The sequence below is a fragment of the Bacillus nitratireducens genome (assembly GCF_001884135.1).
Classification (GTDB): Bacteria; Bacillota; Bacilli; order Bacillales; family Bacillaceae_G; genus Bacillus_A; species Bacillus_A nitratireducens.
The window spans coordinates 41,602-55,020 of the sequence record NZ_MAOC01000022.1; the positions used below are offsets into that span (position 1 = coordinate 41,602).

Annotated in this window: 12 protein-coding genes; 8 read left to right on the forward strand and 4 right to left on the reverse strand. The window is 33.4% G+C overall.

Annotation, left to right across the window (positions count from 1 at the left end; genetic code table 11):
- Position 1: 1 nt before the first annotated feature.
- A complete protein-coding gene (locus BAU23_RS08840; RefSeq protein ID WP_071734146.1) occupies positions 2-1,462 on the forward strand; it encodes a CoA-acylating methylmalonate-semialdehyde dehydrogenase in 1,461 nt (486 codons plus the stop codon).
- Between the two features lie 61 nt (positions 1,463-1,523).
- Here the strand turns inward: BAU23_RS08840 and BAU23_RS08845 are convergent, their stop codons facing one another.
- A complete protein-coding gene (locus BAU23_RS08845) occupies positions 1,524-2,156 on the reverse strand; it encodes a LysE family translocator (RefSeq protein WP_080018077.1) in 633 nt (210 codons plus the stop codon).
- A gap of 159 nt (positions 2,157-2,315) precedes the next feature.
- Positions 2,316-3,368, reverse strand: coding sequence for an enoyl-CoA hydratase/isomerase family protein (locus BAU23_RS08850; protein WP_000134895.1), 1,053 nt, complete (start codon positions 3,366-3,368; stop codon positions 2,316-2,318).
- A gap of 359 nt (positions 3,369-3,727) precedes the next feature.
- Here BAU23_RS08850 and BAU23_RS08855 point away from each other — a divergent pair, with 359 nt between their 5' ends.
- The 4 genes from BAU23_RS08855 to BAU23_RS08870 all read left to right on the forward strand — a co-directional run bounded on the left by BAU23_RS08855 (position 3,728) and on the right by BAU23_RS08870 (position 8,667).
- Positions 3,728-3,985 carry a hypothetical protein gene (locus tag BAU23_RS08855; RefSeq protein ID WP_001119412.1) on the forward strand — a complete coding sequence of 86 codons (258 nt, stop codon included), beginning with the start codon at positions 3,728-3,730 and terminating at the stop codon, positions 3,983-3,985.
- Positions 3,986-4,168: 183 nt separating this feature from the next.
- On the forward strand, positions 4,169-4,408 hold the full coding sequence (locus tag BAU23_RS08860) for a DUF2584 family protein (RefSeq protein WP_000667340.1): 240 nt from the start codon (positions 4,169-4,171) through the stop codon (positions 4,406-4,408).
- 15 nt (positions 4,409-4,423) lie between these two features.
- Positions 4,424-5,581 (forward strand): exonuclease SbcCD subunit D, encoded by a 1,158-nt coding sequence (locus tag BAU23_RS08865; protein ID WP_000667658.1) that lies wholly within the window; start codon positions 4,424-4,426, stop codon positions 5,579-5,581.
- Positions 5,578-8,667 carry an AAA family ATPase gene (locus tag BAU23_RS08870; protein ID WP_071734148.1) on the forward strand — a complete coding sequence of 1,030 codons (3,090 nt, stop codon included), beginning with the start codon at positions 5,578-5,580 and terminating at the stop codon, positions 8,665-8,667. The genes BAU23_RS08865 and BAU23_RS08870 overlap by 4 nt, the downstream gene beginning before the upstream one ends.
- Positions 8,668-8,965: 298 nt before the next feature.
- Here BAU23_RS08870 and BAU23_RS30140 read toward each other — a convergent pair whose 3' ends face one another.
- Positions 8,966-9,139 (reverse strand): hypothetical protein, encoded by a 174-nt coding sequence (locus BAU23_RS30140; RefSeq protein WP_001143088.1) that lies wholly within the window; start codon positions 9,137-9,139, stop codon positions 8,966-8,968.
- A gap of 384 nt (positions 9,140-9,523) precedes the next feature.
- Between BAU23_RS30140 and BAU23_RS08880 the strand changes: the two genes are divergently transcribed.
- Complete coding sequence (locus BAU23_RS08880) at positions 9,524-9,823, forward strand: ArsR/SmtB family transcription factor (protein ID WP_000207284.1); 300 nt, start codon at positions 9,524-9,526, stop codon at positions 9,821-9,823.
- Between the two features lie 58 nt (positions 9,824-9,881).
- Here the strand turns inward: BAU23_RS08880 and BAU23_RS08885 are convergent, their stop codons facing one another.
- Positions 9,882-10,067: a YkvS family protein gene (locus tag BAU23_RS08885; protein WP_000646796.1), complete on the reverse strand. Its 186-nt coding sequence runs from the start codon at positions 10,065-10,067 to the stop codon at positions 9,882-9,884.
- 644 nt (positions 10,068-10,711) lie between these two features.
- Here BAU23_RS08885 and BAU23_RS08890 point away from each other — a divergent pair.
- The gene (locus tag BAU23_RS08890) at positions 10,712-11,914 is read left to right on the forward strand and encodes an L-lactate MFS transporter (RefSeq protein WP_000750123.1); all 1,203 of its coding nucleotides are present in this window, start codon (positions 10,712-10,714) and stop codon (positions 11,912-11,914) included.
- A gap of 716 nt (positions 11,915-12,630) precedes the next feature.
- The gene (dhbA, locus tag BAU23_RS08895) at positions 12,631-13,416 is read left to right on the forward strand and encodes a 2,3-dihydro-2,3-dihydroxybenzoate dehydrogenase (RefSeq protein ID WP_000051962.1); all 786 of its coding nucleotides are present in this window, start codon (positions 12,631-12,633) and stop codon (positions 13,414-13,416) included.
- The last annotated feature ends 3 nt before the right edge of the window (positions 13,417-13,419 follow it).

Genomic DNA, 13,419 nt, shown 5'->3' on the forward strand with positions numbered 1-13,419 from the left:
AATGATTACAACTGAAATTAAACGAGTAAAAAATCATATTAATGGTGAGTGGGTAGAGTCTACTGGTACAGAAGTAGAAGCAGTTCCAAATCCAGCGACTGGAAAAATTATCGCTTACGTTCCGCTATCTCCGAAAGAAGATGTTGAAAAAGCTGTTGAAGCGGCAAAAGCAGCATATGAAACATGGTCTAAAGTACCAGTTCCGAATCGTTCAAGACAATTGTATAAATATTTACAGCTTTTACAAGGAAACAAAGAAGAGCTTGCAAAAATCATTACGCTAGAAAACGGTAAAACACTAACGGATGCAACTGGTGAAGTGCAGCGTGGTATTGAAGCAGTAGAACTTGCAACATCAGCACCAAATTTAATGATGGGACAAGCTCTTCCGAATATTGCTAGCGGAATTGATGGGTCGATTTGGCGCTATCCAATCGGTGTTGTTGCTGGTATTACACCGTTTAACTTCCCAATGATGATTCCATTATGGATGTTCCCACTTGCAATTGCTTGCGGTAATACATTCGTATTAAAAACATCTGAAAGAACGCCACTTTTAGCAGAGCGACTTGTAGAGTTATTCTATGAAGCTGGTTTCCCAAAAGGAGTATTAAATTTAGTACAAGGCGGAAAAGATGTTGTAAATAGCATTTTAGAAAATAAAGATATTCAAGCTGTTTCATTCGTTGGGTCTGAACCGGTAGCTCGTTACGTATATGAAACAGGTACGAAACATGGAAAACGTGTACAAGCGTTAGCAGGTGCGAAAAATCATGCGATTGTAATGTCAGATTGCAATCTTGAAAAAACAGTACAAGGTGTAATTGGATCTGCGTTTGCAAGTAGTGGCGAGCGCTGCATGGCATGTTCTGTTGTAGCAGTAGTAGATGAAATCGCTGATGAGTTCATCGATGTACTAGTAGCAGAGACGAAAAAGCTAAAAGTAGGTGACGGTTTCAACGAAGATAATTATGTTGGACCATTAATCCGTGAATCTCATAAAGAACGTGTTTTAGGCTATATTAATAGCGGTGTAACAGATGGAGCAACTTTACTGGTCGATGGTCGTAAAATCAATGAAGAAGTTGGGGAAGGTTACTTTGTTGGTGCAACGATCTTTGATGGTGTAAATCAAGAAATGAAAATTTGGCAAGATGAAATTTTCGCTCCAGTATTAAGTATTGTAAGAGTAAAAGATTTAGAAGAAGGTATTAAGCTGACAAATCAATCGAAATTTGCGAATGGTGCTGTTATTTATACATCAAATGGAAAACATGCACAAACATTCCGAGACAATATTGATGCTGGTATGATTGGTGTAAATGTTAATGTTCCAGCACCAATGGCATTCTTCGCATTTGCAGGAAACAAAGCTTCATTCTTTGGAGATCTTGGTACAAATGGTACGGATGGCGTTCAATTTTATACACGCAAAAAAGTCGTAACTGAGCGTTGGTTTTAAGAAATAGTATGTAAGTTGTTACAATAAAAAACCACTCTAAAGAGTGGTTTTTTATTGTGTATTAATTATTTCTTTCAAAGGCTAATTTAATACCAAATCCAATTAAGACGAGTCCTGTAACTCCTTGAATATAACGCTGTGTCTTCGGTTTTTTCATAAAAGCACTAATTTTATCAATTAAAAATATATAAAAAGCAAACCAAATGACTGTTAAAATGAGATAAGTAAGTCCCATAACGAGAAGTTGTATAAATGTATTATGATTTGGGTTTAAAAACTGTGGTAAAAAAGTTAAAAAGAAAACTGCAACCTTAGGGTTTAGTAAATTTGTAAGAAACCCTTGGCGAAAGCAAGAAGTATGTTTATTTTCATTATTTATTGGAACTTCATTTGTAGTTAAGTCTTCTGTGCTTCTTACTGCTAAAAGGGCTTTAATACCAATATAGACTAAATATACAGCACCAACATATTTAAAAATAGAAAATAAAAGAGCAGACTTTACAATAAGTGCCGAAAGACCAATTACAGCAGCTAAAGTGTGAATTAAAAGTGCAACACAAGTACCAAAAACAGTTTTTACGCCGCCGATTTTTCCAGCAACCAATGTATTTTTCGTAGCCATTGCTGTATCAGGACCGGGTAGAATAATAAGACATATAGACATGATAATAAACAAAAAATAATTTTCCATAATGTTATCCGCCTTCCTTTGTTGTTTTTAGAAAATTCGATTAACGTTAGTTTAACATATATTTTAGTTAAATAAAATTAAATTATATTTAAAATTATTTAACTAAAAAGAAGAGGTCATATAGAGTAGCTGAGAGTAAGCTACAATATATGGCCTCGTTGTTTAGGCGTTAAGTAAGTTAAAGAAACGATTTACATCTTCTTCTGAAACATCACTTAATTGTTTATATTTATAATTTGGATTTTGATCTTTATCAACTACAACTGAGCGTACTCCTTCAAAGAAGTCTTCATGTCGCATGAAGTTTTTAGCGAGTATAAGGTCTGTCGCGAAACATTCTTCAACTGACTTTTCTTGGCCATCGATAAATTGTTTTAATGTTACTTTTAATGAAACAGGGGATTTTGATAATAGCTTTTCTTTCGTTGCTTGGGCAAAGGAACTTGGATCTTTCTCTAACGATTGAATGATTCCCTCAATTGTATCGAATGCAAAATGCGAATTAATTTCTTCTAATGAAGAAGAAAGATTGCCATCTAAGTTTGGAGCAGTTGCAAATGTACGAATAACTTCTTTTAAATGAGTATGTACATCTTCTTTATTCCAATTTACATTTTCAAGTGCGGTAAGGAAATTTGGTAATGAATCTGATGTCATAAAATAATCAGCAGCGTTTATATATAATACATCAGGAGCTTTTAAAATGGATGCTGTTAAAGCAACATATCGGCCAGTAGATCCTGGAGCTTTATTTAAGAAATAAGCAGCACCGACATCTGGGAAGAAACCGATGTTCATTTCAGGCATTGCCCACTTCGTACGTTCTGTTACAATTCGATATTTAGCTCCATTTGTCAGACCAACACCACCGCCCATTACGATTCCATCTAAACAGGCGATAATTGGTTTTTTATATTGATAAATAAATGTATCAATTTCATATTCTTCTTCAAAAAATTGTTCTGCATGCTGTAATGCAATCTCATTTGAACGTGCTTCGTATAGCGTTTTAATGTCGCCACCTGCACAAAAACCTTTCGTTCCAGCTCCTTTTAAAACGATAACTGTAATCTGATCATCTTGTTCCCATTCTTTAAGTTTTTGCCCAATTGGTTTTAACATGTCATAGGATAAAGAATTAAGTGCCTTTGGACGGTTTAAAGTAATAGATGCAACGCCGTTTTCGCTAACAGAAAATAAAACGTGTTCAGTCATTATAAATCCTCCCTTACATATCTTCCTATTCTTATTTCTTGATACATGATGAAATGTCCTTTATAAATTTGTCTAATATTGGCGCTATAAGGATTAATATGTACTCCGCATATTTTGACGAGTTATATTTGCAGGATTTTGAAGAATGAAGAGGAATATTACAACATTACTGTAAGCGCAATTATTTGGAATTATAGTGTTGAAGGCGCTATTATATGTATAATTTATATTGAGTTATTATGTGTGGCGTAACAATTTATTAAAGAGTGGATGTAGAAAAAATTAAAAAGCTGAATTGTCTAACTTTTAAAGAACGTGGGGTTTGTATATAATTAGAAATAGAGAAAGGAGAGATCGGAATGCCAGGACCTTTACTATTGTCGGTAATTATTTTGTCATCTCTTATGGTAGGAATTACACAGTATTTTCATCATACAGATACGACAGAAGAAGTGAAGGATAAGGTGCGTCTCGTGTTTCCGATTTTTATAATATCTATTTCCATATGTTTTTTACTAAATAAAGATGGGTATGTAGTGGCCGTATTCGCGTTTTTTGTAGCGATTGTCTTAATAACTGTATTGTACTACGTTATGAAAGAGTACTTACAAAAATAAGGATGCCTGAATGGCATTTTTATTTTTGTAGATTTAAAATTTCACATACCGTACTTTATGTAAAAAAACATAAAATACTTATAATTAAAAAAGTGTGTACATCGTAGTGTATTTACTTGTCAATCTTGCATGACCACTATACTATTAAAATGTAGAGATTAGAAAAAAGGGGTTGTATCTAGCATGAAATTTGAGATGCACACAAAAATTATTTCAAATGAAAAAGAAGTAAGATTACATATAGAAGATAATTTATTTCAATTAAATTTAGATGGTTATCATCTATTTACTGTTCAAGAAATATTGCCTTTATATAAATCAAACGAAGAAAGAATCGGTAGTGCAATTGTCCAAAAGTTAGAATGGGAGAACGGAAAAACTACACTAAACTATCAGCTCGTTTCACTACAATCAGTAAACTAAAAGGAGAAGGATAATATGAAGTTTTTTCATACAGCGGATTGGCATTTAGGTAAGCTTGTTCATGGTGTATATATGACTGAAGATCAAAAAATTGTGTTAGATCAGTTTGTACAAGCTGTTGAAGAAGAAAAACCGGATGCTGTAATTATTGCAGGAGATTTATATGACCGAGCAATTCCACCTACAGAAGCAGTAGACTTATTAAATGATGTATTACAAAAAATAGTTATTGATTTACAAACACCAGTAATCGCAGTTGCAGGAAACCACGATAGTCCGGACCGTATACATTTTGGTAGTAATTTAATGAAAAAACAAGGATTACATATTGTTGGACAATTCCAGTTTCCATATAATCCTGTTGTTTTAAATGATGAATACGGAGAGGTTCATTTCCATCTCATTCCGTATGCGGATCCAAGTATTGTTAGACATATATTGAAAAATGAAGATGTTCGTTCTCATGATGATGCGATGCGTATTTTTATGAATGAACTTTCTGAAACGATGGATAAAGAAGCGAGACATGTATTTGTAGGACATGCATTTGTAACTTCTTCAGGAGAGGCTGAGGAAAATACAAGTGATGCGGAACGACCACTTTCAATTGGTGGTGCTGAATATGTAAATAGCCATTATTTTGATAAGTTTCATTACACGGCGCTTGGTCATTTACATCAAGCGCATTTTGTACGTAATGAGACAATTCGTTATTCAGGTTCGCCACTTGCCTATTCTATCTCTGAAGAAAAACATAAAAAAGGATATTATATTGTGGAACTGGATGAAAAAGGTGAAACAACAATTGAAAAACGGTTACTTACACCACGTCGTAAAATGCGCACAGTAGAAGCAAAAATAGATGACTTATTGCATCATCCAGTAGATGAGGATTATGTATTTGTGAAATTATTAGACGAAAATCCAGTCTTGCAGCCAATGGAAAAAATACGTTCTGTATACCCAAATGCAATGCATGTTGAAAGATCTATTCAAAGACGAGAGTTCACAGATGAAAATGAAGTAACTATTTCAAGACATAAAACGGATGATTTATCACTTTTAAAAGCTTTTTATAAAGAAATGAAAGGGTTAGAGTTATCAGAAGAGAAAGAACGTCTATTTATAGAGGTATTACAAACAGTGCAAGAACGGGAAGGTGAGCGAGGATGAGACCGATTCAGCTAATTATGACAGCATTTGGGCCCTATAAACAGAAAGAAGTAATCGATTTTAACGATCTTGGAGATCATCGTATCTTCGCCATTTCTGGGAATACAGGAGCTGGAAAGACAACGATTTTTGATGCGATTTGTTATGTGTTATATGGAGAAGCTAGTGGGGAAGAGCGTAGTGATACAAGCATGCTCCGTAGTCAATTTGCTGATGATAATGTTTATACAAGTGTGGAATTAACCTTTCAATTAAAAGGGAAAAGATATGAAATAAAGCGACAACTGGGGCATAAAAAACAAGGGAATAAAACAATTACAGGACATGCAGTTGAATTATATGAAGTAATTAATGAAGAAAAGGTTCCTTGTGTCGATCGTTTTCATGTAACGGATGTAAATAATAAAGTTGAAGATTTAATTGGATTAAGTAAACATCAATTTAGCCAAATAGTAATGTTACCGCAAGGAGAGTTCCGAAAGCTATTAACGTCTGAAACAGAAAATAAAGAAGAGATTTTACGTCGTATTTTTAAAACAGATCGTTATAAGTTAATGCGTGAATTACTTGACCAAAAACGCAAACAATGGAAGGACGTCTTACAAGAAAAACAAAAAGAACGAGAGCTATATTTCCGTAATGTTTTTAAATTGCCAATACGTGATGGAGCATTGTTAGAGACATTAGTGGAACAAGAGCATGTAAATACACATCAAGTAGTAGAGGCATTAGAACAAGAAACAGCTGCGTATAAGGCAGAGGTTGAGAAATTACAAGTAGAACAAGATGTTCAAACGAAGCAATTAAAGGATGCTGAAACACGTTTTCATGCAGCGAAATCTGTAAATGAGAAATTTATAGATTTACAACAAAAGAATGAGAAATATAATACTTTACAAGAAAACCGTACAGTTATTGAAATGAAAGAAAAATCTTTTAAACGTGCGGAACAAGCAAAGCGCTTATTACCATTTGAACAATGGTACGAAGAAGCAATGCAAAATGAGCAGAAGGCTGAAAGTTTGTTAAAACAGATAATCGCCAAAAAAGAAAATATAACGAATAACTTTGAACTTGCTCAGGAAAAATATGAAGCAGTAAAGAATAAAGAACCTGAGAGAGAAAATGCAAAAAAACTCGTTCAAAGATTAGAAGAGTTACAACCGATCATTGCATCATTAGCTGAGAAACAGTTGAATTTACAAAATACAGAAATTCAAGTAGAGAAATTAAAAGAAAGTATGCAAAACTTAGATCGACAATTAGAGGAGCATACAAATCAAAAACAGCTAATGTCTGATGAATTACAGCAATTAGAAGTAGCGCTTGAACAATATGTAGCTAAAGTAGAAGAGCTAACGAATATGCGAGAAGATGCAAAAATTTTAAAGCAAGCATATGATGTTTGGCAAGAAAAACAAAAATTCGAGCAAGAAAAAGAAGCGGCATATAATAAGATGCAATTGGCAGTTAAAGCATATGAAAATATGGAACGTCGCTGGTTAAGTGAACAAGCTGGTATATTAGCTCTTCATTTACATGATGGTGAATCTTGTCCAGTATGTGGTAGTACGAACCATCCGAAAAAAGCTACAGAGCAAAGTGATGCGATTGATGAGAAAGAGTTAAATGATTTAAGAGACAAGAAGAATGTTGCTGAAAAATTACATGTTCAATTAGAGGAGAAATGGAATTTCTATCATCTTCAATATGAACAGGTAATAGAAGAGGTTAAGAAGCGAGGCTATCGCTCGGAAGAATTAGTTGAAACATACAGTGCGCTTGTTCAAAAGGGAAAACAATTAGCAACTGAAGTGAATACGTTAAAAGCAAGCGAAGAAACGCGTAAGCAAACTGCTGTGAATATAAAAAGCGTAGAAGAAAAAGTAGATGTACTTCAGAAACAAAAGCGTGAGGTAGAAATAGAGCAGCACCGTATAGAAATTGAGTGTATGCAGCTTCGTACGTCATATGAACATGATAAGAAAAGTATTCCTGAAAGCTTACAAACAGTACAAGCTTGGAAAGTTCAGTTTGACCAAGCTATGCATGAACTCAGATTAATGGAAGACGAATGGAAGAAAGTGCAGGAAGCGTATCAACATTGGCAAAATGAAAATATACGTATTCAAGCAGAACAGGAAAGTGCTTCTAATCAATTTGAAAGTACAAAAGTGAAGAAAGAAGAGACTTTCGCGCGCTTTATGAAAGAGCTTGAACAGAGCGGATTTACAGATCAAATCATGTATAAAGAAGCTAAATTAAATGATATCGAGATGGAGATGTTACAAAAAGAAATTCAAAGTTATTATTCATCTCTTGAAGTGCTTGCAAAACAAATTGAAGAGTTACATGCTGAATTAAAAGATAAAGAGTACATGGATATTACGGCGTTAGGTGAACACATAACAGAATTACAAATTAATCTTGATATAATAAAAGAAAAACGTCAACGTGCGCAAAATGCGGTAACATATATTTCTGATTTACATGAAAACATTAAACGAATTGATGAACAAATTCATGAGGAAGAAAAAGCATTCCAAGAACTTGTTGATTTATATGAAGTAATGAAAGGCGATAATGAAAGTCGTATATCCTTTGAACGTTACATCTTAATTGAGTATCTAGAACAAATCGTTCAAATCGCAAACGAACGATTACGTAAATTATCAAATGGACAATTTTATTTAAAACGAAGTGAACGAGTTGAAAAGAGAAATCGACAAAGTGGATTAGGCTTAGATGTATATGACGCATACACAGGTCAAACCCGAGATGTAAAAACATTATCTGGCGGTGAGAAATTTAACGCATCACTTTGCCTAGCACTTGGAATGGCAGACGTAATTCAAGCGTATGAAGGTGGTATTTCCATCGAAACGATGTTTATCGATGAAGGGTTCGGTTCATTAGATGAAGAGTCATTAACGAAGGCAGTTGACGCCCTAATCGACTTACAAAAATCAGGCCGCTTTATCGGTGTCATTTCACACGTTCAAGAGCTGAAAAACGCAATGCCAGCTGTATTAGAAGTAACGAAGCAGAAGGATGGGTGTAGTCAGACGAGGTTTGTAGTGAAATAGGTCGATTTTTTCGGTTTTTATTACTAGTCACAGTTTTGGTCACGCTTTTCGAATACCTCGTCGAGCTTTTCTGAAATTGTTCTTTAATGTTAATTACTTTGGGAAGGGGAGAGATTATATGTTCCCTTCCTCATTTTTTGCGTTTTTCTTCAAAGTTTGTGAAACGAGTTCTGCTCGATCTCTAACTTTACTAGAAATCTTGCAAAAGAGAAGTAGATAATTTCTGCAAGTGGATTAAATGTGGACATTATGACAAACAAAAGGCAGTTTCACATTGAGACTGCCTTTTACTATATATCTATGAGTTGTCTGAAGAAGGTGGCGTATTTGCCAAACGGTTATAACTTTTAAAAGCTGAAATCGCAGATATAACACCACCTGTTAAAAATAAAGCTGAACCACCAACTAAAATAATACGACTGACATATGTTTCACGAGCTTCTTCAACTTGTTCTTGTGATGGTGTTGGCATTATAATTCCCCCTCAATAATAATGTGTTTTGTAATAGTATATACAAATGCCTAACATGTGTTAAAAACGCTAGATAGTTAATTATAGGTAGAATTATTAGTTCTGTAAAAAAATATAGAAAGTTAAATGAATCCTATAGTATCAAAAAACGTTTTAATTATTTGAAAAATCTTCACCCTAAATTTATGCGAACTTCACATACAGCACAAATTGAAATTATATTATGTATATGTACCAAATAAATAAAATTTTATAACATTTGTGTTTTTAAATGATGAAAATCCAATTATTCCTATATAAGGGTCTTAATTGTATGTTAGAGATATCATTTTATTTAGAAGCAGTTATAAATAAAAAGGAATTCAAATAAAAGGGGAATGTCTTATGACAACACATACGAGCGAGATAAAAAAAAGTGTAGTAACTGAAGAAGATGTGGATATTTTAAAAATAATGGCGCATCCAATACGATTACAAATCGTAAATGAATTAAGTGCACGCAAAACTTGTAATGTAACACAATTAACAGAAATATTAAATATTCCTCAATCGACTGTTTCGCAGCATTTATCAAAAATGAAAGGTAAAGTGTTAAGAGCTGAGAGAAGAGGGTTAGAAATTTATTATTACATTAATAATTTAAAAGCAAGCAAGATTGTTAGTGTTTTAGGATATATAAATTAATGAAGTGTTATTATACAAAATAGCCTCCGCTGTTAAGCAGGGGCTATTTTGTATTGTTTTATTTATTTGCATTTAAAATTTTATAATTTTTATGATTTACAATTGTTCGGTCAAATTCAAAAGTACCACCGCTCACATCTGTAACTTCAACTAAGACCGATTCAGTGTATAGTTTTAGTACAGATCCTGTAATCTTTAAGTTACTTCGTTGAAATAGTATAGTATCCCCTACGTTTGCTTTCATAGTACCTCCTTATAAAAGACGGAATTGTTTGTTTATTATATATATTAAACCACGTATAGATATATTAGTGAATGTTTAGTTTTATTTATCAATAAAATATTTGTTGTTTAATAAACTGAAAGTGCAACATTATGTAAATAGATTGTATATTTTCTATTTTTATGTACGAAATTGGAAATACAAAAAGAGTGGGATTTTTGAGCACAAGCCTTGTAACGAAAAGCCAGTTTATAGGACTATTAAATGACTTGTATCAAGGAATGCGGGCGCAACAGGTTACAAAGCTGGAGCGTTAAAAAGAATATGGTGTTTTTTTGTTGTATAGGATAATCAAAATTTTGGAGTCTAGCCATGGTGTAACAGGGCGCATAACTTTTTATAAAAGAGGATATGAAAACACACATAAGTCGTATTGATGTAAAACATTATAAAAGCTGTTACGTATTTAACAAGTAGTTTTTTGTATTTCACCCTTCGTTTTCTGTAACTGATTCCATATTTTTGACGCTCTATCTTGTAAGTGCTTACATAAGTGAAAACATCTTATACAATGAAGTAGTTAAATCGAATGAGGTGGCGAAAATGAAAATAAAAAAAGCATATTTAGCGAATAGCATTGAAATAGAAAGAGGAGGCGGAATGATATGAAAAAATCAACTGTTAATCCATGGCTTGTTGTCCTTGGCACAGTCATAGTACAAATGGGGCTTGGGACGATATATACATGGAGTTTATTCAATCAGCCATTAGTTAGTAAATACGGTTGGAGTCTAAACGCTGTTGCTATAACTTTCTCAATTACTAGTCTTTCCTTAGCATTTTCAACTTTATTTGCGAGTAAATTGCAAGAAAAATGGGGACTTCGTAAACTTATTATGATAGCTGGACTAGCATTAGGACTAGGATTAATACTTAGTTCACAAGCTTCCTCATTAATATTGCTTTATGTATTAGCGGGAGTTGTTGTAGGTTATGCAGATGGTACAGCATATATCACTTCACTATCCAATTTAATAAAGTGGTTTCCAGAGCGTAAAGGTTTAATTGCTGGTATTTCTGTCTCTGCATATGGTTCGGGTAGCTTAATCTTTAAATACATTAATGCACAGTTGATTGAATCAGTTGGTGTATCACAAGCGTTTATATACTGGGGTTTAATTGTTACAGCTATGATTGTAATTGGCGCATGTTTAATCCATCAAGCTGCTGATCAAGGTGCAGTTCATGAAACAAAAACTAAGGAATATACAACAAAAGAAATGTTAGGCACAAAACAAGTATACTTATTATTTATTATGTTATTTACATCATGTATGAGTGGCTTATACTTAATTGGTATGGTAAAAGACATCGGTGTTCAACTTGTAGGGCTTAGCGCAGCAACAGCAGCTAATGCGGTGGCTATGGTTGCAATTTTCAATACATTAGGTCGTATTATTCTAGGACCGTTATCAGATAAAATCGGCCGTTTAAAAATCGTTACTGGTACTTTTGTTGTTATGGCGGCTTCAGTCTTAGTTTTAAGTTTCGTAGATTTAAACTATGGTATCTACTTCGTCTGTGTAGCAAGTGTAGCGTTTTGCTTTGGTGGAAATATCACTATTTTCCCAGCTATTGTTGGTGATTTCTTCGGTATGAAAAACCATAGTAAAAACTACGGAATTGTGTATCAAGGATTTGGATTTGGAGCGCTCGCTGGCTCCTTTATAGGTGCAGTTCTAGGTGGATTTAAACCAACATTCATGGTGATCGGCGTATTATGTGTCGTATCATTTATTATCGCAATTTTAATTCAAGCACCTAATCAGAAAAAAGAAAAAGAAGAAGAGTATCGCAGTGTAGCGTAAGTATTTAAATTTTCTATAGCACTAAGGCAACTAAAAAGTACCCTATAAAATAGGGTGCTTTTTTCCGATACATAATAAAATTACGAAAGGGAAGTGGATATCGAACCACTTTCCTTTTTTATTTATGATCTAATTTTAATAGTTTTTCTCTAACCGGTCTTTATTATTTACGGAATTTTACTGATAAAAGAGTTATTAAAATATCTGATTGGATTATATTGGAATATTATTGAGTCACGCATAATATATGAAAATCTTAGATTATATATAAGATATGCATTGAGAAATGAAAGATGTAAAGTAAAATATTTTCAGAAAAATATTGAGAAAAGAAAAACTTAAATTTTTGATAAAGTATTGTGGGCGAAGAAATCTACAGGTTCTCTTTTTCAATTTCAAAAAAGATGATAAGGAATTATGGATTAAATTTTTATTTAAAGTACATTTTAATGCTTATGGATGCAGTCGGGCATAGAAACGTAAAAAATATTTTATCTGAAAAATAAAAAAAGATTGACAAGTATATTGAGAAACATTATCATTTCGATGTAGATAGAGAAAATGAAAATCATTATCAATGGGTTTGATTTGATGAAAAGTACACTTGACCAATTAGTTTAGTAAGTGTATTATTTTTTACATCATAAGTGATAATGAAAATCGTTATCATTTGTGTTGTTAAACTTGATTAATTTTTATATGAAGGGATAGAGGAAATGAGCCTAGGGGAATTTGATGAAAAAACCGTTTTAGTAACAGGTGCAGCGCAAGGTATAGGTAGTGTTGTAGCAAAAATGTTTTTAGAAAGAGGAGCTACAGTTATTGCGGTTGATCAAAATGCAGAAGGGCTTAATATGTTCTTAAATCATTATGCACTAAATGAAAACCGTATTAAGACGTTTCATTTAGATGTGAGTGATAGTGCCGCTGTTGAAGATATGATAAACGGTATTGAAAATGATATAGCACCAATAGATATATTAGTAAATGTTGCTGGTGTTTTACGCATGGGAGCGATTCACTCTTTAAGTGATGAAGATTGGCATAAAACATTCTCTGTAAATACTACAGGAGTTTTCTATATGTCCCGAGCAGTAAGTAAACGTATGATGGTAAGAAAGTCAGGGGCAATTGTTACAGTTGGCTCAAATGCGGCAAATACTCCGAGAATGGAGATGGCTGCGTATGCTGCATCAAAAGCTGCAACGACGATGTTTATGAAATGTTTAGGGTTAGAACTTGCAGCGTATAACATTCGCTGTAACTTAGTTTCTCCAGGTTCTACTGAAACTGAAATGCAAAGATTATTATGGGCTGATGAGAATGGAGCTGAAAATATAATTGCTGGTTCTCAAAATACATATAGACTCGGTATTCCGTTACAAAAAATTGCACAACCTTCAGAAATTGCTGAAGCAGTATTGTTTTTAGCCTCTGATAAAGCGAGTCATATTACAATGCACAATTTATGTGTCGATGGCGGAGCTACATTAGGAGTTTAATAA